This is a genomic window from Inquilinus sp. CA228 (assembly GCF_052078665.1).
GTDB lineage: Bacteria > Pseudomonadota > Alphaproteobacteria > DSM-16000 > Inquilinaceae > Inquilinus.
In genome coordinates, this window is sequence record NZ_JBQJIK010000050.1 from 39,895 (window position 1) to 61,709 (window position 21,815).

The 21,815-nt window shown below is 69.5% G+C and carries 25 protein-coding genes; 9 read left to right on the forward strand and 16 right to left on the reverse strand.

All coding sequences use genetic code 11. The features are described from left to right. Window positions 1–9 precede the first annotated feature (9 nt). Window positions 10–1,041, reverse strand: coding sequence for a BMP family ABC transporter substrate-binding protein (locus tag ACTOWL_RS23690; RefSeq protein ID WP_441323743.1), 1,032 nt, complete (start codon window positions 1,039–1,041; stop codon window positions 10–12). A 224-nt stretch (window positions 1,042–1,265) separates the two neighbouring features. Between ACTOWL_RS23690 and ACTOWL_RS23695 the strand changes: the two genes are divergently transcribed. Then, a complete protein-coding gene (locus tag ACTOWL_RS23695; RefSeq protein WP_441323744.1) occupies window positions 1,266–3,146 on the forward strand; it encodes a putative bifunctional diguanylate cyclase/phosphodiesterase in 1,881 nt (626 codons plus the stop codon). A gap of 219 nt (window positions 3,147–3,365) precedes the next feature. After that, the gene (locus tag ACTOWL_RS23700; RefSeq protein WP_441323745.1) at window positions 3,366–3,785 is read left to right on the forward strand and encodes a response regulator; all 420 of its coding nucleotides are present in this window, start codon (window positions 3,366–3,368) and stop codon (window positions 3,783–3,785) included. 22 nt (window positions 3,786–3,807) lie between these two features. Here ACTOWL_RS23700 and ACTOWL_RS23705 read toward each other — a convergent pair whose 3' ends face one another. The 6 genes from ACTOWL_RS23705 to ACTOWL_RS23730 form a co-directional block, all read right to left on the reverse strand. Continuing rightward, a complete protein-coding gene (locus tag ACTOWL_RS23705) occupies window positions 3,808–4,284 on the reverse strand; it encodes an SRPBCC family protein (protein WP_441323746.1) in 477 nt (158 codons plus the stop codon). Continuing rightward, the gene (locus tag ACTOWL_RS23710) at window positions 4,281–4,613 is read right to left on the reverse strand and encodes an ArsR/SmtB family transcription factor (protein WP_441323747.1); all 333 of its coding nucleotides are present in this window, start codon (window positions 4,611–4,613) and stop codon (window positions 4,281–4,283) included. The genes ACTOWL_RS23705 and ACTOWL_RS23710 overlap by 4 nt, the downstream gene beginning before the upstream one ends. Then, window positions 4,610–5,071 carry a VOC family protein gene (locus ACTOWL_RS23715; RefSeq protein WP_441323748.1) on the reverse strand — a complete coding sequence of 154 codons (462 nt, stop codon included), beginning with the start codon at window positions 5,069–5,071 and terminating at the stop codon, window positions 4,610–4,612. The genes ACTOWL_RS23710 and ACTOWL_RS23715 overlap by 4 nt, the downstream gene beginning before the upstream one ends. Window positions 5,072–5,204: 133 nt before the next feature. Next, complete coding sequence (locus ACTOWL_RS23720; RefSeq protein ID WP_441323749.1) at window positions 5,205–6,218, reverse strand: ABC transporter substrate-binding protein; 1,014 nt, start codon at window positions 6,216–6,218, stop codon at window positions 5,205–5,207. 13 nt (window positions 6,219–6,231) lie between these two features. Next, window positions 6,232–7,020, reverse strand: coding sequence for an ABC transporter permease (locus ACTOWL_RS23725; protein WP_441323750.1), 789 nt, complete (start codon window positions 7,018–7,020; stop codon window positions 6,232–6,234). Continuing rightward, on the reverse strand, window positions 7,010–7,840 hold the full coding sequence (locus tag ACTOWL_RS23730) for an ABC transporter ATP-binding protein (protein WP_441323751.1): 831 nt from the start codon (window positions 7,838–7,840) through the stop codon (window positions 7,010–7,012). Before ACTOWL_RS23730 ends, ACTOWL_RS23725 begins: the two co-directional genes overlap by 11 nt. Window positions 7,841–8,000: 160 nt before the next feature. Here ACTOWL_RS23730 and ACTOWL_RS23735 point away from each other — a divergent pair, with 160 nt between their 5' ends. Beyond that, complete coding sequence (locus tag ACTOWL_RS23735) at window positions 8,001–9,011, forward strand: zinc-binding alcohol dehydrogenase family protein (protein ID WP_441323752.1); 1,011 nt, start codon at window positions 8,001–8,003, stop codon at window positions 9,009–9,011. On the opposite strand, the gene ACTOWL_RS23740 is transcribed toward ACTOWL_RS23735, so the two are convergent. The 3 genes from ACTOWL_RS23740 to ACTOWL_RS23750 form a co-directional block, all read right to left on the reverse strand. Continuing rightward, window positions 9,008–9,310 (reverse strand): hypothetical protein, encoded by a 303-nt coding sequence (locus ACTOWL_RS23740; protein ID WP_441323753.1) that lies wholly within the window; start codon window positions 9,308–9,310, stop codon window positions 9,008–9,010. The genes ACTOWL_RS23735 and ACTOWL_RS23740 overlap by 4 nt on opposite strands. A gap of 201 nt (window positions 9,311–9,511) precedes the next feature. Then, complete coding sequence (locus tag ACTOWL_RS23745) at window positions 9,512–10,777, reverse strand: class I SAM-dependent methyltransferase (RefSeq protein ID WP_441323754.1); 1,266 nt, start codon at window positions 10,775–10,777, stop codon at window positions 9,512–9,514. A 135-nt stretch (window positions 10,778–10,912) separates the two neighbouring features. Next, on the reverse strand, window positions 10,913–11,254 hold the full coding sequence (locus ACTOWL_RS23750; protein WP_441323755.1) for a hypothetical protein: 342 nt from the start codon (window positions 11,252–11,254) through the stop codon (window positions 10,913–10,915). A gap of 264 nt (window positions 11,255–11,518) precedes the next feature. Between ACTOWL_RS23750 and ACTOWL_RS23755 the strand changes: the two genes are divergently transcribed. The 4 genes from ACTOWL_RS23755 to ACTOWL_RS23770 all read left to right on the forward strand — a co-directional run bounded on the left by ACTOWL_RS23755 (window position 11,519) and on the right by ACTOWL_RS23770 (window position 14,445). Next, window positions 11,519–12,535 (forward strand): sugar-binding transcriptional regulator, encoded by a 1,017-nt coding sequence (locus tag ACTOWL_RS23755; protein WP_441323756.1) that lies wholly within the window; start codon window positions 11,519–11,521, stop codon window positions 12,533–12,535. A 209-nt stretch (window positions 12,536–12,744) separates the two neighbouring features. Next, entirely contained in the window at window positions 12,745–13,797 is a 1,053-nt protein-coding gene (gene pyrB / locus ACTOWL_RS23760; protein ID WP_441323757.1) for an aspartate carbamoyltransferase, read from the forward strand. Window positions 13,798–13,861: 64 nt separating this feature from the next. After that, a complete protein-coding gene (locus tag ACTOWL_RS23765; RefSeq protein WP_441323758.1) occupies window positions 13,862–14,086 on the forward strand; it encodes a CopG family transcriptional regulator in 225 nt (74 codons plus the stop codon). Further along, window positions 14,080–14,445 carry a type II toxin-antitoxin system VapC family toxin gene (locus ACTOWL_RS23770; RefSeq protein ID WP_441323759.1) on the forward strand — a complete coding sequence of 122 codons (366 nt, stop codon included), beginning with the start codon at window positions 14,080–14,082 and terminating at the stop codon, window positions 14,443–14,445. The genes ACTOWL_RS23765 and ACTOWL_RS23770 overlap by 7 nt, the downstream gene beginning before the upstream one ends. Window positions 14,446–14,450: 5 nt before the next feature. On the opposite strand, the gene ACTOWL_RS23775 is transcribed toward ACTOWL_RS23770, so the two are convergent. From ACTOWL_RS23775 to ACTOWL_RS23800, 6 genes are all read right to left on the reverse strand, one after another. Continuing rightward, window positions 14,451–15,314, reverse strand: a complete 864-nt coding sequence (locus ACTOWL_RS23775) for a carbohydrate ABC transporter permease (protein WP_441323760.1) — start codon at window positions 15,312–15,314, stop codon at window positions 14,451–14,453. Then, window positions 15,314–16,201 carry a carbohydrate ABC transporter permease gene (locus ACTOWL_RS23780; RefSeq protein ID WP_441323761.1) on the reverse strand — a complete coding sequence of 296 codons (888 nt, stop codon included), beginning with the start codon at window positions 16,199–16,201 and terminating at the stop codon, window positions 15,314–15,316. The genes ACTOWL_RS23775 and ACTOWL_RS23780 overlap by 1 nt, the downstream gene beginning before the upstream one ends. Window positions 16,202–16,208: 7 nt before the next feature. Continuing rightward, window positions 16,209–16,775, reverse strand: a complete 567-nt coding sequence (locus tag ACTOWL_RS23785; RefSeq protein ID WP_441323762.1) for an SIS domain-containing protein — start codon at window positions 16,773–16,775, stop codon at window positions 16,209–16,211. A gap of 150 nt (window positions 16,776–16,925) precedes the next feature. Then, window positions 16,926–18,254 (reverse strand): ABC transporter substrate-binding protein, encoded by a 1,329-nt coding sequence (locus ACTOWL_RS23790; RefSeq protein ID WP_441323763.1) that lies wholly within the window; start codon window positions 18,252–18,254, stop codon window positions 16,926–16,928. 137 nt (window positions 18,255–18,391) lie between these two features. After that, complete coding sequence (bluB, locus tag ACTOWL_RS23795) at window positions 18,392–19,030, reverse strand: 5,6-dimethylbenzimidazole synthase (RefSeq protein ID WP_441323764.1); 639 nt, start codon at window positions 19,028–19,030, stop codon at window positions 18,392–18,394. Between the two features lie 41 nt (window positions 19,031–19,071). Beyond that, the gene (locus ACTOWL_RS23800; RefSeq protein WP_441323765.1) at window positions 19,072–19,872 is read right to left on the reverse strand and encodes a YdcF family protein; all 801 of its coding nucleotides are present in this window, start codon (window positions 19,870–19,872) and stop codon (window positions 19,072–19,074) included. A gap of 150 nt (window positions 19,873–20,022) precedes the next feature. Between ACTOWL_RS23800 and ACTOWL_RS23805 the strand changes: the two genes are divergently transcribed. Together ACTOWL_RS23805 and ACTOWL_RS23810 are read left to right on the forward strand one after the other, a co-directional pair. Then, window positions 20,023–21,396: a YcjX family protein gene (locus ACTOWL_RS23805; protein ID WP_441323766.1), complete on the forward strand. Its 1,374-nt coding sequence runs from the start codon at window positions 20,023–20,025 to the stop codon at window positions 21,394–21,396. After that, window positions 21,393–21,815 (forward strand): hypothetical protein (locus ACTOWL_RS23810; RefSeq protein WP_441323767.1); only part of this gene is annotated, 423 nt, incomplete at its 3' end. The genes ACTOWL_RS23805 and ACTOWL_RS23810, both read left to right, overlap by 4 nt.

The window sequence follows — 21,815 nt, forward strand, 5'->3', positions numbered from 1 at the left end:
TCCCGGGACTTACTGGCCGGCCGTCAGCGGATCGGTCACCGTCACCGTGCCGGCGGCGATGGCGTCGCGCAGCTCCCGCACCTTGGTGATCACATCCGGGTGCCCGGCGATCAGGCATTTCGAGTTGGCGACGTCGTCGCCGAGCCCGGTCAGGGTGATGCCGCCCTCCTTCACGCCATAGGAGGTCAGCGGCGCCTGGGTGCCGGCCAGGATGCCCTTCACCGCCTCGACCAGGGCGACATCGACCTTCTTCTCGATGTTGTCGAGGACCACGCCCGGCGCCAGCGGGCACTGGTTGACGTCGACGCCGAAGACCAGGGTGCCCGGCGTCGCCTCGGCCGCCTTGAAGATGCCGCCATTGCCGCCGGAGGTCGCGGCCAGCACCCGGTCGGCGCCGTCACTGATCAGCGACACCGCCTGCTGCTGCGCCCGCACCGGGTCGGAGAACGGGTTGTCGCCGCCGACCCAGACCGTCGGGCTGACCACGATCTCGTCATTCACCGCCTTGGCGCCGGCGGCGAAGCCGTCGGTGAAGCGGTGCAGGAACGGGATGTCGAGCGCGCCGACCGAACCGATGGTGCCGCTTTCCGTCGTCAGCGCCGCCTCGGCGCCGGCCAGGTACGCGCCCTCATGCTCGCGGAACACGGCGCAGTAGACGTTCGGCATCGGCTTCTGGATGCACTGGTCGACGATCAGGAACTTGATGTCCGGGAACTTCGCCGCCGCATCCGGCACGATGTCGCCGAACTCGAAGCCGATCACGATCACCACCGCGGCGCCCTCGCGCGCCGCCGCCTCGACATTCTGGCGGCGGGTGGCGGGGTCGGTGCTCTCGTAGATCTTGGCCTCGCCGCCGATCGCGGCCGCGGCGTCCTCGGCCCCCTTCCGGCCGAGCTTGAGGAAGTCGTTCACCCCAAGCGGGTCGGGCGAGATGAAGACCAGCTTGCCGCCGGCCGCCTGGGCCGGCAGCGCGGCGCCGAGGATCGCGACAGCCGCCGCGATCGAACCGATGAGATGCCGCGGACGCCGATGTCTGTGCATGATCTTCCCCATGTCCCAAGAGTCCACCTTTGGCGGCTGCCGTTCGATTCGTCAATGCGCGCGGCGGACAGCCCCGCGACTCGGCACCAACCGGCTGGACAACGACAAGGAATTGCAATTTACTAAAATTGTATTTATCTGAATTGCCTTCCGCCTCCGGCTTGAATCCGGCTCTAATCGGCGGAGGACCGGCGTCCCAGCCGGGCGATTTTTCCGATCGGGAGATGGGACGTCATGAGCGGCAGATCTTCGACCGTCCGGCCGCTTCCCGATCCGGCGCCGTCCGCCTCGCCCGCGGGGACGACCGCCCCGGCTCGATGACCGCCCCCGCCTCTCCCTCCCTGGTCGCGCTCGAACGCGACACCCTGCAGGCCCTGGTCGACGGCGATCCGATCGAGACCATCCTGCGCGACGTGGCCCGGGTGGTGGGCCGGCTGCACGCCCCCTCCTCGAGTCCCGGGGCCGGCGTCGCCTTTCTGCGGCTCGACGAAAGCGGCGCCAGCCTGTCGCTGCTGGCGCAGAGCGGGCTGCAGGGCCCGGGGCTGGATGCGCTGGGAACGATCCGGGTCGGCCCCGCCGGCCCGCCGCCGGGGGTCGCCGCCTTCACCAACGCGCCGGCGGCCGGCCCGCTCGGCCCGCCCCAGCAGCCGATGGCGGCGATCGCCGAGCCGCTGACCGACGATGACGGGCGGATTGCCGGCGCCCTGGTGCTCGCCGGCCTGTCCCCTCCGGACGACATGCCGGAGGCGCTGCGGCAGACCGTCGGCCGGCTGTTCGCCCTGGCGCTGCGGCGCGACCGGCGCGACCGCGAGGTACAGGACCTGATCTACCGCGACCCGCTGACCGGCCTGCCCAACCGCCGCTGCTTCGAGGAGCGGCTGGCCGAGACCTTCGCCCGCGGGGTCGATGCCGCATCTCCGGTCTCGGTCCTATTCATGGACCTGGACGAGTTCAAGAAGGTTAACGATACCCTCGGCCATGAATTCGGCGATCTGCTGCTGGCCATCGTCGGCAGCCGGCTGCGCCGCGCCCTGTCGACCGACGCCTTCGTCGCCCGGCTGGGCGGCGACGAGTTCGGCGCCATCGTGGCCGCCGATGCCGGCACGGCGACGGCCGCCGCCGGCCGGATCACCCGGGCGCTGAAGGAGCCGGCGATGCTGCGCGGCTACCGTCTGCCGATCTATTGCAGCATCGGCATCGCCACCTGCCCCGACCATGAATCCGATCCGGCCCTGCTGAAGCGCCTGGCCGACATGGCGATGTACTACGCCAAGCAGTCCGCCACCGGCATCGCCTCGGCCGCCACGCCGGAGGTGCGCCGGGCGATGTCGATCTCGGCGGTGGAGTTCGACATCCCGGCGGCGCTGCAGTCGGACCAGATCGGGCTGGTGTTCCAGCCGCGGGTCAACCTGGTCAGCGGCCGGGTGACCGGGTTCGAGGCGCTGGCCCGCTGGAACCATCCCACGCTCGGCGTGCTGTCGCCGAGCCACTTCATTCCCTGGGTCGAGCGCCGCCCCGACCTGGCGGTGAAATACACCGAGTGGCTGCTGCGTTCGCTGACCGACACGCTGATCCGACTGCCGCGGGATGCGCTGGTGCCGATCTCGATCAACATCCCGGTCGCGGTGATGCAGTCCGACGCCGTGTTCACCGCCATGCTCGGCCGCATGGCTGAGGCGGGGCTGCCGCTGAGCCTGCTGCGGATCGAGATCGTCGAACGGGCCCTGACCCGGATGCCGGCCGAGGTCGAGGCGGTGGTGGAGCGTATGGTCGGGCTCGGCATCACCTTCGAGCTCGACGATTTCGGCAGCGGCGAGGCCAATCTGGCGGCGCTGTCGCGGCTGCCCTTCTCCGCCATCAAGATCGCCGGCGAGATCGTGCAGACCGTGGCGACCGAGCCGCGCTGCGAAAGGCTGATCGACGGCGTCGCCCGCTTCGCCGAGACCTTCGGCGTCTCGCTCTGCGCCGAGCATGTCGAGAGCCAGGCGCAATGGGACATCCTGCGGCGGCTGGGCGTCGAGCAGGGCCAGGGCTACCTGTTCGGCCAGGCCGTGCCCACCGCCGACGTGGTCGCGGCGGTGCGCACTGTCCACCGCGGCGCATAGCGCGGGGGATGGATCGATGGTAACGTTCACATCGGCCGTCGGGATCCCGATTGCCAACAGGTTGATTGTCTGCAATTGGTCGCCCGACGGAACGGGCGGGCCGTCGGCACGGGCAGGGATGCCGATCTCGGAGAGCGGAGCAGCAGCGGGAAATGCGTCATGTCGGAAGCCGCCGGATTCATCCTCGGGGAAAGCGGTCCTCATGATCCGGCGGGCAGCATGGCGTTGAGCGCTCGCGCCACCCCGATGAAGATCCTCCTCGTCGACGATGACGAGCTGTTCCTGGAATTCGCCGCGGCCATGCTGAGCGCCGACGGCGCCGCGGTCGAGACCTGCGCCAGCGCCGCCGAGGCCATCACCGCGCTCAACCTCGACGACGAGGGCAAGCCGGCGCGGGACTTCGACGCCGTGCTGATCGACATCGTGATGCCGGAGGTCTCGGGCACCGAACTGTGCTCGCTGATCCGGGGCCATGCCGGCTACAGCGCCCTGCCGGTGCTGATGATCAGCGCCACCCGCGACATGAGCCTGATCGACCAGGCGCTGACCGCCGGCGGCTCCTCCTACATCCAGAAGCCGATCCAGGCCGCGACCTTCGCCGACGAGATCCGGCAGAAGATCGCGGCGGCGCGGGGCTGACCAAAGGGCTGCCGCATCGCCCCTATCCGTCGAACCGGGCCGACGCCCGATAGGTCCCGAGCAGCGCCTGCCACCATTCGCCGTGGCGCTGCAGGAACACCGGGTCGGGGAAGTGATGCCGGGCGACATGGGCTTGCGGCACGCTGTCCCAGCCGCGGTGCTCGACGGTCACGCGGGTCTGGTCGTCGACCGGCTCGAACCGGACCTCGACCTCGGTGGCCTGGTCGGGCGTGAAGCTGGCCTGCCGCCAGGAGAACACCAGGCGGCTGCCCGGCTCCCACGCCCAGATCCGGCCGATCTCGAAGATCCGCCCGTCCGGATAGGTCTCGGTGAACCGGCCGCCGAGCCCGGGCTCGAAGCCCAGCGTCCCGGCCGGGCCCGGGCTGAACTCGAACAGCGGGTTCGGCTTCCACCACAGGGCGATGTCGCGGACGAAGGCGGTGAAGGCCCGCTCCGGCGTCGCCGCGACGCGCAGTGAGACGAGGATGCGCGAGGTCATTCCGGTCGCTCCAGATGCGCCTTGAACGCGGCGAGTTGATCGGCCCACAGCCGCTCGGTCTCGCCCAGCCAGGCTTTCAGATCGGCCATCGGTTCCGGCCTCAGGCTGTAGATGCGGACACGGGCATCGAACTCGGGATGCGCCTCCTCGACCAGCCCGCCCGCCTTCAGCGTGCGCAGGTGCCGGCTGAGCGCCGGCGGGTTGAGGCCCAGCGCCTCCGCCAGCTCCCCCGCCCGCCGCGGCCGCTCGCGCAGCAGCTCGACCACCCGCCGGCGATGCGGGTCGGCAAGCGCCGCCAGAGTCTGGTCGAGCGCGCCGGCCGTCCTCACATCCAGCCTTCGATCTTCAGCCCCGAGGCCTGCTCCGCCTCCTCGCGTGAGACCTGGCGGACGGTCTGGCTGAAGGTCCAGAGATGGCCCTCCGGATCGCGCGCGCGGTAGCTGCGGTCGCCATAGAACTGGTCGACCGGGTCCTGCGGGATCACCGCGCCGGCCGCCCTCGCCCGGGCGCAGTGCTCGTCGATTCCACGATCAAGGTAAACGTGGATCGACTGGGTGTTCTTGCCGCCGACCGAGGCCGGGCTGGCGACCGAGTCCGTCCATTCGGGCCCGACATAGATCAGGCCGTCGCCGACCCGCATCTCGGAATGGGCGAGGTTCCCGTCCTGGTCGGTGATCACCATGCTGCGCTCGAAGCCGAAGGCCTTCTCCAGCCAGTCGAGGGCAGCCTTGGGGTCCTTGTAGAAGACGCTCGGCGTCAGCGCCGGGCGCGAGGCAGATCCGGCCATGGCTCATCTCCTTCACTCAATACGCAATATTTAACGACAGAGAGAAATATCAAGTCAAGCCCTTCCCTGCATCGGGTGGTCCGGAACGAGGGGCAGGCGGGGTCCGCAGCGCGAACCCGGCCCACCCCGTCGGCTACTTGATCGCCTGCGCCTTCTCGGCGAAGCGCGGGTCCCAGGTCTTCGACAGGTCGACCTGGGCGTCCTTCAGCTCCGGGCTGAAGCGGTGCAGGATGTCGAGCGCGGTCTGCATCCCCTCCGGCTTGATCAGCCCGTCGCGGGAGTACATCGGCAGCGAGGCCTTCACCGCCGCGACATAGAGGTCGCGGTCGCCCAGCAGATACTCCTCCGGCACCACCGCCGCCACGTCCTCCGGCGTCGCCGTGGCCAGCCAGCGCAGCGACTTCATGAAGGCGTTGACCAGCGCCTGCGTCGTCTCCGGATTCTCCTCGATGAAGTCTTCCTTGGCATAGAGTACGGCGGCCGGCACCGGGCCGCCGAACACCGCGGTCACCCCCTCCTCCGTCCGGGTGTCGACCAGGACGGCGGCGGCGCCGCTGGACTGCAGCTTCGAGATCACCGGGTCGAGATTGGCCATGGCGTCGATCTCGCCATGCTGCATCGCCGCGACCGCGCTGGGCCCGCCGCCGACCGAGACGAAGGACACGTCGTCCGGCGTCAGCCCCTCCTTGGCCAGGAGCGCGTTGACGAAGAAATTGGTCGAGGAGCCGGGGGCGGTGACGCCGATCTTGCGGCCCTTGAGGTCGGCCACCGACTTGATCTCGCCGGCCAGCGACTGGCGCACCACCAGGACGATGCCGGGGAAGCGGCCGAGCTCGAGCAGCGCCCGGATGTCCTGGCCCTTGGCCTGCATCAGGATGGTGTGCTCATAGGCGCCGGTGGTGACGTCGGTCGACCCGCCGATCATCGCCTGCAGGCTCTTGGCGCCGCCGGCGAAGTCGCTGATCTCGACCTCCAGCCCCTCCTCCTGGAAGAAGCCCTTCTTCTCGGCGACGGTCAGCGGCAGGTAGTACAGCAGCGGCTTGCCGCCGACGCCGATACTGATGTGCGTCTTCTCCGGCGCCGCCATGGCCGGCACCGCCAGCGCCAGACCGAGGATCAGCGCCATCCCGCGCAGCAGGGTCTTCATCCGTTTCCTCCTGTCATCCCTGGGCCGAGGCGCTGCCCGCGCTCTCCGGCCGCCAGACCAGAAGCCGCCGCTCGATCACCGAGACGACGGCGTCGATCGCCACCACGAAGGCCGCCAGCACCAGCATGCCGGAGAACACGCCGACCACGTCGAACACGCCCTCGGCCTGGGCGATGCGGTAGCCGAGCCCGGCGGTGGCGCCGAGATACTCGCCGACCACGGCGCCGACCAGGGCGAAGCCAACCGAGGTGTGCAGGCTGGAGAACACCCAGGACAGCGCCGAGGGCATATAGACATGGCGCAGCAGCTGCCGGTCGCTCATCCCCAGCATGCGGGCATTGGCCAGGATGGTCGGGCTGACCTCGCGCACGCCCTGGTAGACGTTGAAGAAGACGATGAAGAACACCAGCGAGACACCGAGCGCCACCTTCGACCAGATGCCGAGGCCGAACCACAGGGCGAAGATCGGCGCCAGCACCACCCGGGGCAGCGCGTTGGCGGCCTTGATGTAGGGGTCGAACACCGCCGCGGCCATGGCCCGCCGGGCGAACCAGAAGCCCAAGGCCACACCGGCGGAAGAGCCGATGGCGAAGGCCAGCACCGTCTCCAAGAGGGTGACGCCGAGATGGCGCCAGATCACGCCCGAGGCGAAGTCCTTCCAGGTCCGCTCGATCACGCCGAGCGGCGTGGCGAAGAAGAACGGGTCGAGGATCTTGGTCGCCGTCAGCACGTGCCAGGCCAGGAGGCAGATCACCGCCACCGCGATCTGCCAGAACAGGATGCGGCCACGCTCAGACGACATCGCCATAGGTCTTCATCACCTCGTCCTTCAGCGCCGCCCAGATCGCCCGGTGCAGGCCCGTGAACTCCGGGTCGTGCCGGGATTCGGCCAGTTCGCGCGGCCGGGCCAGCCCGACCCTGTGGTCGGCGATGATCCGCGCCTGCGGCCCGGCCGACAGCACCACCACCCGGTCGGCCAGAGCGATCGCCTCCTCCAGGTCGTGGGTCACGAACAGCACCGCCTTGCGCTCGGCCGACCACAGCGACAGCAGCAGGTCGCCCATCACGATCCGGGTCTGGGCGTCGAGCGGACCGAAGGGCTCGTCCATCAGCAGGAGTTTCGGCTCCAGGATCAGCATCTGGGCCAGGGCGACGCGCTTCTTCTGGCCGCCGGACAGCTGGTGCGGATAGCGGTCGCCCATCGACGTCAGCCCGACCCGCTTCAGCCACGCTTGCGCCCGATCCCGCGCCTCGGCCGTCGCCACGCCGCGCACCGAGAGGCCGACGGCGACATTGTCGCGCGCGGTCTTCCACGGCATCAGGGAGTCGGCCTGGAACAGGTAGCCGGCGTCGCGGTTCAGCCCCTGCAGCGCCCGGCCGAACACGGTACAGCCGCCGGACGCCGCCGGCACCAGCCCGGCGGCAACGTTCAGCAGGGTCGACTTGCCGCAGCCGGTCGGGCCGACGATGGCGGTGAACTCGCCGTCCGCCACCACCAGGTCGGTCTCGCCCAGCGCGACATAGCGCCCGCCGCCCTTCAGCGGATAGGCGACGGAAATCCCGGAAAACGCGATGGCCGGCGGGGCCTCTCCGCTGCGTGCCGCCTCGGCGACTCTCTGCACTCCTGGCTTCCCCCGGATGATCGGCCCTGGGCGGGCCTCTTGGGACTCAGGCGGCAAGTCTGTCCCAGATCCGGCCCGGCTTTCCAGTCAAACGCGCTCGACAATCGCGATATGTCCGATCAATTTGGGTTCTCCGCCGCGAAGCCGACACGGACCGACGATGAAAGCGATCCTCTGCGAGACGCCCGAGACCCTGCGCCTGATCGACCGGCCGGAGCCGCAGCGCCGCCCGGGCGAGGTGCTGGTACGAATCCGCCGGGTCGGAATCTGCGGCACCGACTATCACATCTACAAGGGCAACCAGCCCTATTTCGAGTATCCGCGCGTGATCGGCCACGAGCTCGGCGCCGAGGTGGTGGAGGCCGATGCCGGCAGCGCCTTCCGCCCGGGCCAGGTCGTCGCCATCCAGCCCTATCTGCACTGCGGCAGCTGCGGCGCCTGCCGCCGCGGCCGCACCAATTGCTGCAGGACCCTGTCGGTGCTGGGCGTGCACCGCGACGGGGGCCTGTGCGAATTCCTGTCGGTGCCGGAGCAGAACATCGTGCCGGCCGAGGGGCTGGGCCTGGACCAGGCGGCGATGGTCGAGTTCCTGGCGATCGGCGCGCACGGCATCCGCCGCGGCGCGCCCGGGACCGGCGACCGCGTGCTGGTGGTCGGCGCCGGGCCGATCGGTATCGCCGCGACCATCTTCGCCAGGCTGCGCGGCGCCCATGTCAGCGTGCTGGACCTCAATCCGGGCCGCCTCGCCTTCAGCCGCGACGTGCTGCAGGCCGATGCGGTGTTCGAGGGCGGCGGCGATATCGACGACCGGCTGAAGCAGGCGACCGACGGCGACTTCTTCGACCTGGTGGTGGACGCCACCGGCAGCCCGGCGGCGATGCGCAAGGGCTTCTCCTACGTCGCCCATGCCGGCGCCTATGTCCTGCTGGGCATCGTCCTCGGCGAGATCGGCTTCTCCGACCCCGAGTTCCACAAGCGCGAGACCACGCTGCTGGCCAGCCGCAACGCCACGCGCGAGGATTTCGAGCATGTACTGGCGTCGATGCGGGCCGGGCATGTGCCGACCGCGGCGCTGGCCAGCCATCGCGGCGGCCTCGCCGAGGTGCCGACTCTGGTGCCGGGCTGGAGCCGCCCGGAGGCCGGGGTGATCAAGGCGCTGGTCGAGGTCTAGCCGAACCGCGCCATCGGCACCTGGGCGGAAGCTGCAGCCGACGGTGCCGAGACCACCACCCGCTTCGCCTCCATGGCGACGACGTGCCCGAGCCCGCGGCGGATCTCCTCCGCCTCGCAGCCGGTCAGCGGCGTGACCGGCATCGGCCCGGTGAAAACCGCCGCCCGACGGTCGGGCGGCAGCTCGAGATAGTTCAGCGCTGAAATGGCGCCTTCCGGAATGCCGCGACGCAGGAAGTCATACCCACGGCGCAGAAAATGAACCTCCCAATGATCCAGCACGACGTCGAGCTTCTGCAAATACCGCTCGGCCAACGAAGCCGAAAAGAGATCATAATAACTGGATATTCCTTGACACATGCGACCGCCCTCGGCTGTTCCGGCCACCCCCCGGCCGACGCCATCATTGACGGCGACCGTGAATTGTTCGTGAACCCTGATGCGGACAGGACGGCTGCTGTCATCACGCCGTCCTGCCGGCACCGGATGCCGGGGGGGCGGTCAGGCCGCCGTGGCGGTCATGACGCCGTCCTGCGATCCGCGCTTCTTGGCGCGGCGCAGGCGCAGCCGCACGGTTCCGGCGTCGCCGCTGTCCTGCCGCGCGACCCGCAGCACGTAGAGATGGTCGGCCTGGGCCTGGAAGGTCAGCGGACCGTCGCCGGGCCTGTGCTGCAGCGTCGCCATGACCCGCCGGCCGAGCGGCGGGGCCGGACGGCGCACCAGCACCGACACGTCGATCGTGGTGCCGTTGCGGTCGATCGCATCGACCTCGATCTCCACCGAGCCCTTGCCGAAATACTGCGGGCCGGTGACGTGGTCGGTGCCGCTGCGATGCGGCTTCAGCTCCTGCCAGTCGGCCCAGAGCCGCCGCGTCAGCATCTCGGCCTCGCGCCACAGCCGGGCCTTGGTCTCGGCGAAGCCCCGCACCTCCGGCCGGACCTTGGGTGCCGCATCGTCCTTCCGCAGCACCGCCAGGTTGGCGACGTTGATCGTGCCGCGCCGCCAGGCGACCACGGCATGAAGCTGCCCGTCGGCCGCGGCGCAGCCGAAATCCTCGAGCGACTCCAGGCCCGGCCTGTTGAAGTGGTGCTCCCGCACCGCGCAGTCGAACACCGGCTGGGGCCGCAGCTTCGAGGCGTGCAGCAGATCGACAAAGTGCTCGGGGTGGAAATAGTAGTTGTTGGGGATCCGGTGGCTTTCGCTGCCGTAGGACACCACCGTGGTGAAGGCGTAGACGCCGCCCGGCTTCAGCACGCGGTGCACCTCATCGAGATGGCGGATGAAATCCGCGTCCTCGCCGATATGCTCGAACGACCCGGTCGACCAGGCGAAGTCGAAACTGTTATCCGGGAACTCGATGTTCCGCATGTCCATGCGCAACGCCCGGATCCGGCCGTCCGGCACCGGCCAGGGCGCATGGGCCAGCACCAGGTCCTGCGGATTGTCGGTCCGCACCCCGACCCAGCGGCTGTCGGCTTGGTACAGGTCGGTGACGACGACATGGGCGACCTGATCCGCGAAGGCGAAGATCAGGCGTTCGGTGCCGGCCCCGAGCGCCAGCCCCCGCGCCCCGTCATGGAGCTTTCCCGCCCGGTGCAGGGCCAGGAAGATCATCGCGAATTCCCAGGTCCGGCGGGACACGCCCGGCACCACCTTCAGGTGGCGGCGCACCACATGATCCACGGCGGGATCGAACCAGTCATAGATATCGCTGACCTTCTGCAGATTGTCGATTCGAGTATCGGGAATACTATCAATGGCAGTCATCTGTCCACGCCCTCCCTCGTTTCTGAAATGACAGCGCTATTGAAGCGATCGAGGAGGGCTTAGGTTCCCGTCTGGCCAAGAAACTCCATATATCTGCAATATCCAAAGATTTTCCTGGATTTTATACTTATTCGATCAAGGCGCCATCGGTGGTTCTTTTTCGGTCGGGCGAAACGGCCGGGTCCGCAGGTCGAGGCGCCGCTTCAGCCGCCGGATCTCCTCCTGCAGCCGCGCATTCTCGCTGCGCAGCTGCCGCATCCGCGAATCCGCGGCGGCGAGCCGGTCGGTGAGCGGATCCATCGATTGCGAGCGGACCGGCCGCGACACCCGGGCCGGCGCCAGCAGGTCCGACCAGCTCCAGCCGCTGCCGCGCACCAGCCTGTCCGCCGCCAGGGCCGCCGCCGCCCGCTCGCCGTCATGGTCGGAGCCGAGCATTCCCAGGATCCGGATCAGCCGAGTCAGGTCGCCCTTGCGCATCCCGCCAGTCCCCCCTTACCGCCTCAGGCCCGAAAGATGGCGGCCGCGCCGACGGCGGCAAGCCTGCGCCCTGCCGGATCTGGCCTGCGGCTTCTCGGCTGGTCGGCCGCGGCCGGATTTGCTATGGTTCGATCATCGCAAAGGCAGCGGGCCGCACCGGGATACCGGCGCGGCCCGTTCCGTTTGCGCGGCGGGCCCGGGACCGCTTGCAGCAGACCGGCCCTGCCCGCACCATGGCGGCAGGAAACGCCGGACCGGACACCGATGAGCGAGACGCGCCGCCGCCTGGAGACCGCGAAGACCCGTCCACGGGCGCCGGACTCGGATTCGGCCGACAGCCCCGTCGACCCCGAGCAGCAGCAGCAGATCCGCATCGCCTGGGCCTATTTCGTCGAGGGCCTGACCCAGGCCGAGATCGCCGAGCGGCTGGGGCTGACCCGCCTGCGGGTCAACCGGATTCTGCAGATCTGCCGCGAGGCCGGGCTGATCCAGATCCGCATCCAGTCCCCCCTCGCCTCCTGCGTGGCGCTGGAACGGGCGCTGATCCGCCGCTACGGGCTGCGCGACGCGGTGGTGGTGCCGACGCCGCGCGACGAGGACAAGATCCGCGCCGCCATCGGCGTCGCCCTCGGCGGCTATGTCGAGAACGCCGTGCATGACGGCATGCTGGTCGGCATCGGCTGGGGCCTGACCCTGCGGCTCGGCCTGCAGTCGATCCGGCGGCGGCGGATGACCGACCTGTCGGTGGTCTCGCTGATCGGCAGCATGACCCGCGGCTCAGGCGAGAACACCTTCGAGATCGTCTCGCGCTTCGCCGACCTGCACGATGCCGACCGCTTCTACCTCGCCGCCCCGGTCTATGCCGATGACGAGGCCCAGCGCGACAGCCTGCTCGGCCGCGGCGTGCTGCGCGACATCTACGACAAGGCGAAATCGGCCGACATGGCGCTGATCAGCGTCGGCAACGTCTCCGATCACAACCTGATGCTGGCGCTCGGCGTCGTCGACCGCGAGGCCGCGGCGCTGCGGGCGGCCGGCGCCGTCGGCGACGTGCTGGGCAACTGGCTGGACGCCGAGGGCCGGCCGGTCGAGCACCCGCTGAACCGGCGCATGGTGGCGCTGTCGCTCGACGACCTGGCCCGGATCCCGACCGTGGTGCTGGCCTCGGGCGGCGGCTACAAGTTCGAGATCATCCGCGCCGCCCTGCGCCGCCGCTGCGTCAACGTGCTGATCACCGACGAGAAGCTGGCGGAACGGCTTGCGGAAGACCGCGAAGGCTGAAGAGACCGTCTGGAAATGCGCTGGTATGAGTCGGCTGGGGGTGGTTTTGAGAACCGGCGCGCAGCGGACGTTTGGGTCCGTGAGCACCGGAAGCGGAAAAACCGCCATCAGACGGCCATACCAGTAGCATTTGCGGACGGTCTCTGAGATGACTCGGCTCCGCACCGGCGCCGACCGCGGCGCCCCTCTCCGGATCGCGGGCTGACACCATGGATTTCCAAGGCAGGCACTTCCTCTCGACGCGCGAGCTGACCCTCGACTCGCTCGCCGCGGTGTTCCGCGTCGCCGACCTCCTCATCCCGGTCGCCCAGGGCCGCGCCACCACGCGGGTGCTGGAGGGGGCGGTGCTGGGCAGCCTGTTCTTCGAGGCGTCGACCCGCACCCGGCTGAGCTTCGAGGCCGCCTTCCAGCGCCTCGGCGGCGCGGTGGTCAACACCACCGGCTTCACCTTCTCCTCGATCGCCAAGGGCGAGTCGATCTACGACACCGCCCGGGTGGTCGCCGGCTATGTCGACACGGTGGTGATGCGCCATCCGGAGGAGCGGGCGATCCACGAATTCGCTGCCGCCACCCACATCCCGGTGATCAACGGCGGCAACGGCGCCGGCGAGCACCCGACCCAGGCGCTGCTCGACATCTACACCATCGAGAAGGAGTTCGCGCGCATCGGCCGGCCGGTCGACGGCGCCCGCATCGCCCTGGTCGGCGACCTGAAATACGGCCGCACCGTGCATTCGCTGATCCACATCCTGTCGCTCTACCAGGGCCTGACCCTGAGCCTGGTCTCACCCGAGCCGCTGCGGATGCCGGCCGAGCTGGTCGAGCACGCCCGCAGCCGCGGCCACACGGTCGAGGAGCATGACGAGGTAACGCGCGGCGTCGCCAAGGCCGACCTGATCTATGCCACAAGGGTGCAGAAGGAGCGCTTCGCCGAGGGCGAGCTGTCGGCCGACTTCGCGCCCGACTTCCAGATCAGCCTCGGCATCCTCAACGCCCACGGCATGCCGCACACGGTGGTGATGCACCCGCTGCCGCGCGACAGCCGGCCGGGCGCCAACGACCTGGCGCAGGATCTGAACACCGATCCGCGGCTGGCGATCTTCCGCCAGACCGACAACGGCGTGCCGGTGCGCATGGCGCTGTTCGCCCTGACCCTCGGCGTGGCCGACGGCATCGAAAAGACCTTCCAGCCGGCCCGCTGGTGGCGCCCAGAGCGGATCGGCCCGGACGACGCCGAGTTCTACCGGCCGGGGAAGAGCTGAGCGGGATCTTGTCGTGCCGCATGGTGATGATATATGGTATCGATATCATATATGAGAAACTGCCATGCGCACCCTTGTCGACATTCCCGATGAGCAGCTTGAGCAATTGACGGAGATCAGCACCCGGGAGAACACCTCCAGGGCGGCCATCATCCGTGAGGCGATCGCCGGCTATCTTGCGAAGCGGCGCAAGGTCGGCGCAAAGGACGCCTTCGGCCTCTGGCGTCGCGAGGGTCAGGACGTCGTGGACGGCGTCGAATACCAGAAGGCCCTGCGCGGCGAATGGTGAGCGCCGTCTTCGACACCAACATCCTGATCGACTACCTGAGCGGCAATCCCGATGCCCGCGACGAGTTGGACCGGTATGCGGACAAGGCGATCAGCGTCGTCACCTGGATGGAGGTGATGGTGGGAACCTCCCCGGCAACAGAGCAGGCGACCAGAGACTTTCTTCGCGGCTTCGCTCTGATCGAGCTGGACGACGGTGTCGCCGAAGAGGCGGTGACGCTCCGCAAAGCGCATCGCATCAAGCTGCCGGATGCGATCGTCTGGGCGTCCGCCCGACGCCGCTCGGCCCTGCTGGTGACCCGCAACAGCAAGGACTTCCCCGTGGGCGACCCCGGCATCCGGATGCCCTATTCGGTCTGACGCCCCTACTTCACCGCCCCCATGGTCAGGCCGCGCACCAACTGGCGTGACACGATCAGGGCGAAGACGATCACGGGCAGCACGATCAGCGTGCCGGTGGCCATGATCTGGCCCCAGGGCAGGTCGTAGCCGCTCATGAAGCTGGTCGCCGCCACCGGCGCGGTGCGGGTGGCGCTGCGCGTCAGGACAAGGGCGTAGAGCAGCTCGTTCCAGGAGAAGATGAAGGAGAAGATGGCCGAGACGGCGACGCCCGGCGCCGCCAGCGGCAGGGCGATGCGCCAGAACACGGTGAAGCGCGAGGCGCCGTCGATCCGCGCCGCGTCGTCCAGGTCGCGCGGGATGCCGCGGAACTGGTCGGCGCAGATCCACACCACGATCGGCAGGTTGAAGGTCAGGTACAGCAGAATCAGCACCAGATGGGTGTCGATCAGGTTCAGGTTGCGGGCCAGCAGGAAGATCGGCAGCGCCAGCACGATCGGGCTGACCATGCGGTTGGTGATGAACCAGAACCACAGGTCGGACTTGCCGCGGAACTCGAACCGCGCCAGGGCGTAGGCCGCCGGGGTGCCGAGCAGGATCGCCAGCGCCGTGGTCGAGACCGCGACGATGATCGAGTTCAGCAGGCTGGGGCCGACATCCTTCGGGCCCAGCACCATGCGGTAATGGTCCAGCGTCGGCTCGAACAGCCAGGCGGGCGGCGAGGCCAGCGCCACCGCCTGGTCCTTCAGGCTGGTCGTCACCATCCAGTAGAACGGGAAGACGCAGACCAGCGCGATCGCGATCAGCGCGATCGCATGCCAGGGCGAGACCCGGATGCGGGCCCGCGCCGGCCGCGCCTCGGCCCGCGCCGCTGCCGTCGCGGCGACCATCACTCGACCTCCTGGTAAACGAGGCGGATATACATCCGCGACAGCACGATGGTGAGGACCAGGAGCAGGATCGCCTGGGCCGAGGCGACGCCCTGGTCGAAGACCCGGAAGCCGATGCGCTGGATGGTGATCGAGATCAGCTCGGTCGCCGCGCCCGGGCCGCCGCGGGTCATCGTGAAGATCATGTCGAACAGCTTCAGCGTGTCGGCCGTGCGCAGGATCAGGACGGCGGTGATGCCGGGCAGCAGGAAGGGCAGTTGGACATGGCGCAGGATGTGCCGGAACCGCCGCGTCTCCAGCCGCGCCGCCTCCTCGATCTCGGGCGGCACCATGGTCAGCCCGGCCAGCAGCACCAGGGCGCAGAACGGCGTCCACTGCCAGATGTCCATCAGCGCGATCGAGACGAAGGCGAAGGTCGGGTCGCCCAGCCATTCGACCGGGCCGATCCCGACCAGGCCGAGGAACCAGTTCACCACGCCGAAGTCGCGGTTGAAGATCAGCCGGCCGATCAGCCCGACCACGGCATAGGTCGTGGCCATCGGGATCACCAGGCTGAGCCTCGCCAGGGTCTTCAGCAGCGGCAGCCCCGGCTTGTGCAGCAAGAGGGCGACGGCGAGGCCGAGCAACAGCTCCGCCGGCAGCACGATGGCCAGGAACACCAGGGTTCGGCCGAGCGCGTCCCAGAAGGTCGGGTCGGTCAGCACCGACAGGTAGTTGCCGAGGCCGACGAAGGGCGTCCCCTCGCGCGGGATCTTCGGCAGGATCACCTGGTGCAGCGAGTTCCACAGCGCATAGAGCATCGGGAAGATGCCGATCGCGAACAGGGCGATCACGGCCGGGGCGAGGAACCAGACCGGGGTCCAGCGGCTGTCGAGACGGTGCGCCATGCGGGGTCTACTCGAGATTGGTGTGCCGCGCCCGCATCGCCTCGGGCGCGATGCCGAGCCGGTCGCGCAGCTGCAGCACGACCAGCTCGAACAGCAGGAACTGCGCGCCCTCGTACAGGCTGCCCATCGGCAGCACCGAGGCGACGGCCGGGCCAGTGTCGTTCGCCATGGTCTGGGCCGGCAGCACGAAGACAGTGTCGGCAAGGCTTGCGGCGCTGCCCTGGGGCTGGGCCGTGAACAGGAGGGTGCGCGCCCCGGCATCGCGGGCGATGCGCATCAGCCCGTCGATGGTGGCGAAGCCGCCCGGCCCGGCGCTGACCGCCAGCAGGTCGCCCGGCCCGACCGGCGGCGCCGACATGTCGCCGACGACATGGGCGTCGAGGCCGAGATGGTACAGGCGCATGGCCAGCGCCCGCATCATCAGCCCCTCGCGGCCGACGCCGTGGCAGACGATGCGGCGGGCACCGGCCAGGGCGTCGAGCACCGGATCGATGGCAGTGGGAGCAATCCGGCGGAAGACGCCGCGGATCTCGTCCAGCGCCCCGTCCGCCAGGGCGCCCAGGCTGTCGGTCATGGGATGGTCTCCGAAATCGACACACGGATGGGCCGGTGCCCGCCCCCTCACCCTCCCACGGCTTCGCCGCGGGTCCCTCCCTCTCCCCGAGGAGAGGGATTCATCTCTCCCTCGGGTGAGGGGGTGGCTCCGGCCTCTCAGGCTGAGAGCTTACTGCAGCTTCTCCTTCTTGCCGTCGTAGTAGCCGGCCTTCTGCAGCACCGCCTCCATGCGCTCGCCGATCTTCTGGGCGCCGGATTCGGTGGTCTCCTCGCCCAGCATGATCTTGGTGCCGAACTCGGCGACGATCTCGGAGATCGCCGGCCATTCCGGGAAGCGCGGCCGGAACGACGGCACGCCGCCCTGCCAGGACGCCACCGTCGGCTCGACGAAGGCGTATTTCGCCTTGATCGCCGGATCGTCATAGATCGCGGTGCGGCCGGAGACGCCGCCGGCCTCGACATAGGGCTTGGCCATCGCCTCCGACGTCACCCACTGGATGAACAGCCAGGACGCCTTCTGCTCCGCCTCGCTGGCCTGCGACGCGACGCCGAGCGAGAAGCCGCCCAGCGCCGGCTTCAGCCCGGCCTCGCCCTTCGGCTCGGTGGCGACGCCCAGGCAGTCGCCCAGCTTCGAGGTCGCCGGGTCGACCAGCGTCGAATAGAAGGACGACCATTCGGTGATCATCGCCACCTGGCCCTGGGCCAGGGCGTTGACCGATTCCGCATGGTCGTAGTCGACGATGCCGGGCGGCATGATCTTCATCAGATCCTGCCGGAACGTCAGCCCCTTCTGCGACTCCGCGGAGGTGAGATTGGACTTGAAGTCGGCGTTCAGCAGCGACCCGCCGAAGGGCCACAGCACGCGCATGAAGCTGTCGGCCGACTGGGTCTCGCCGCGGCGCGACTGCAGGGCGTAGGCGTACTTCCCATCATGGGTCAGCTTCGGCCCGTAAGTGTTGAGCAGCTCGTCCCAGGTCGCCGGCGGCTTGTCGAAGCCGGCGTCCTTGAGCATGCACTTGTTGTAGAACAGCAGGCCGGAATAGTTGTCGAAGGGCAGGCCGTACAGCTCCTTGTTCCAGGTGCCGAAGCTCTCCAGCAGGATCGGGAAGAAGCCCTTCAGGTTCAGCGCCGGGTCGGCCAGGGCCGGGTCGTCGGTGAATTTCTTCAGCGGCACCAGCCAGCCGCTGTCGGCGTATTCGCCGATCCAGACGACATCGGTCAGGACCACGTCGATCTCGCCGCCGGCCGTGAAATCAAGGACTTCGCGCTCGCGGCTGTTCTCATAGGGCAGGATTTCGTATTCAACCTTGATCCCGGTCTCCTGCTCGAACTGCGGCAGCAGCTGGATCGCGGCGCGATAGCCCGGCCGGTCGAGGAAGATCGCCTTGATGGTGGTGCCCTTATAGGGCTCCGCCGCCTCCTTCAGGCTCCAGGCCATGGCCTGGCCGGCGGTCAGCAGCGCAGCGATCGCGGCGCCGGAAAACAGAAGCTTCTTCATTGGGTTCGCCTCCCTTTCTGACACGTCATGCCCGGCCGCTCCCGCCTTTTGGCGAAAGCTTCGGCCGAACCACTCATAAACATTTGTATCTCGTTAGATACAATCGTCCAGCGATCGCTCGGGTGTCAAGCGGGTGGCTACCGCCGCAGCACTCTGCGGCAGGCGCCGAGCCGGGATTGCCAGCCCTCGCGCTCCAGCTCCGGCACCGGCTCCTCCGATTCCGGAAAGCCGAGGCAGAGATAGCCGATCAGATGCCAGTCCGCGGGCACGTCGAGCAGCGCCGCCACCGCCTGCGGCTCCAGGATCGAGACCCAGCCCAGCCCGACGCCCTCGATTCGGGCGGCCAGCCACAGCGTGTGGATGGCGGTGACCGCGGAATGGTCCAGCGTCTCCGGCATGGTCTGCCGCCCCAGCCCATGCCCCTGCCCGGTCGACCGGTCGCAGAACACCGCGAGTTGCACCGGCGCCTCCTGCAGCCCGGCCAGCTTCAGCCGGCGGTAATGGGCGGCGCGCTCGCCCTCATAGCCGGACGCGGCGTCGGCGTTGCAGCGGCTGAAGACGGACCGCACCGCCGCCCGCCGCATTTCGTCCTCGACCAGGACGAAGCGCCAGGGCTGGCTGTTGCCGACCGAGGGGGCCAGGCAGGCGAGGTCGAGCAGCCGGTCGAGCAGCCCCGGCGGCAGCGGGTCGCGGCGGAAGCGGCGGACGTCGCGGCGCCAGCGCAGCAGCTCGGCGAAGCGGTCGCGGAACTCGGGCGGAAAGTCGGGGCTGGCCATGGCGTCCTCCGGGCGGCGGCGCCCCAGCTATAGCCGCTCGGTCAGGGGCCGGGGAACAGCGTGTCGATGCGGTCCGTCGCCCAATAGGCGAGCAGGCCGACCCATTCGTGCAGCGCGATGTTCAGCACCGCCATCTGCTCGACCAGATTGGACCTGGGCAACAGCTGCGGCGGCAGGCCGTAATAGTCGACCGGCCAGGGCACCACCTTCCAGCCGGCCTTGGCGAACAGGCCCATCGACCGTGGCATGTGATACGCACTGGTCACCACCACCCAGTGCTGCCCGGCTTGCGGCTGCACCAGCTGCTTCAGCAGCCAGACGGTCTCGTCGGTGTTGCGGGCCTGTCCTTCCAGGATCATCCGCTGTTCCGGCAGACCGGCCATCATCATGGCGTCGCGGAAGATGTCCGATTGCGGCGGGATGCCGTTCCACGGATCGCCGAGCCCGCCGGAGAACACCACCGGCGTGTCGGGGTAGCGGCGAGCCAGATCGAGGGCGGCGAACAGCCGCTCGGCAGTGTTGTTCAGCGACGGCTCGCCACGCGCGCCGGACATCCTGTTCTCCTCGGCCCCGCCGAGGACGATGATCCCGTCCAGCGTCGCCGGCAGCCGGTCCGGCTTCTGGAAGCGGTTCTCCAGCGGCAGCATCAGCAGATCGCCGACCGGCAGCAGGCAGATCGCGGTGAAGCCGATGGTCGCGGCGATCGCCAGGCGCCGCGCCAGGCGCCGCGCCAAGCGCCGCGAGCGGAACAGGAATCCGGCCGCCGCCGCCAGCAGCACCAGCAGCAAGACGCCGAGCGGCTGGATGAAGAACCAGATCAGTTTCGACAGGAAGAAGAACACGGCCCACCCACCCAGTGCCCACTCCGAGGAATGGCGGATTGCGGCCGAAGATGCAACCCGCGGGGCCATGCGCGGGTTGACGCGGAGGCGCCGCGTCCGCACATGGGCTAGGCTATACGTCCCAAGCCGACCGGAGTGCGCCGTCCGTTCATGGAGCTGTTCCCCACCGACCTTCTCGATCGGGCCGGCGAGCTGTTCGACCGTCGCATCCGCCTCGGCGTCACCGGGCTGAGCCGTGCCGGCAAGTCCGTGTTCATCGCCGCGCTGGTGCATGGGCTGACCGATCCGCGGCGCTTCGGGCTGCTCGACGCCGTGGCCGAGGACCGGCTGCGCGCGGCGGTGCTGCGGCCGCAGCCGCATCTCGAGCTGCCGCGCTTCGCCTATGAGGAGGCGGTGGCGCGGCTGACCGGCGCCGGCGGATACCCCGAGTGGCCGGCCTCCACCCGCAATGTCGCCGAGCTGCGCCTGTCGTTGCGCTTCGCGCCGAAAAGCGGGCTGCGCAGCCTGCTCGGCGACCAGGTGCTGCATCTCGACATCTTCGATTATCCCGGCGAATGGCTGATCGACCTGCCGCTGCTGGAGCGCGACTACGCCGGCTGGGCCGAGGAGGCGATGGTTCTGGCGACGACCGGTGTGCGGGCGCCGCTGTCCCAGGGCTGGCGCGACGCCATCGCCAGGCTCGACCCCGCCGGGCCGGCCAAGGAGACCGACGCGATCGAGGCGGCGCGGCTCTACACCGACTATCTGCGCGGCTGCCGCACCCATGCGATCCCCTTAAGCCGGCTGCAGCCCGGCCGCTTCCTGCTGCCGGGCGACCTGGAAGGGTCCCCCGCCCTCACCTTCTGCCCGCTGCCGCGGCCGCGCGAGACGCCGCGCGGGTCGCTGTGGCGGCTGATGGAGGAGCGGTTCGAGGCCTACAAGGCCAAGGTGATCCGCCCCTTCTTCAACGACCATTTCAGCCGGCTGGACCGCCAGATCGTGCTGGTCGACCTGCTTGCCCATCTCGCCGCCGGGCCGGAGAGCCTGGAGGATCTCGGCCAGGCCATGGACGACATCCTGACCTGCTTCAAGACCGGCGGCATCAACTGGCTGTGGCCGTTCGAGAGCCGGATCCGCCGCGTGCTGTTCGCCGCCACCAAGGCCGACCACCTGCCGCGCGAGGGGCACGAGCCGCTGGTCGGGCTGATGGACGAGGTGCTGCAGCAGAGCGTCCGCCGCACCGCCTTCCAGGGCGCCACCGCCCGGTCGATGGCGATCGCCTCGCTGCGCGCCACCCGCGAGGTCGACGTCAAGCATGAGGGCGAGACACTGCGCTGCGTCGCCGGGGTGATCGAGCCGGGCGGCAAGCCGGTCGCGGCCTATCCCGGCGCGCTGCCGCGCAGCCTGCGCGAAGCCCGGGGCGGCGGCCGCTTCGGCGCCCAGCGCTTCCTGCCGCCGGCCGATCTCGGCGCCGACGGCCAGCCCTGGCCGCATATCCGACTGGACGGGGCGTTGCAATTCCTGATCGGGGAAGACCTGGCATGAGCCGGCCGCCCTTGATCCTCGACCAGCCGCCGGAGCCGGAGCGTGAGAGCGGCCGAGCGCCCGCCGTGTTCGCGCTCGACCAAGCCGATTCGGTGCCGGTGGAGGATGCGCCGGTGCCGGCCGCGCCTGATGCCGTCGACCCCGGGCTGCGCCGGCGCCGCAGCCCCGGCAGCGTCGCCCTGCGCATCGCCTTCGGCGCCCTGGTCGGGCTGGTCGGCCTGGGCATCGGCCTGTGGGTCGAGCGGCTGGTCACCGACCTGCTGAGCCAGGGCGGGCCGCTGCAGGCCGCCACGCTGGCGCTGCTGGCGGTCGCCGGGGCCGGCATCCTGGTCTGGGCGGGGTGGGAGCTCTTGGCGCTGCGCCGGCTCGGCCGGGTCGAGGAGATCCGCAGCCAGGGCCGGGCGGCGGCGGGCGGCGAC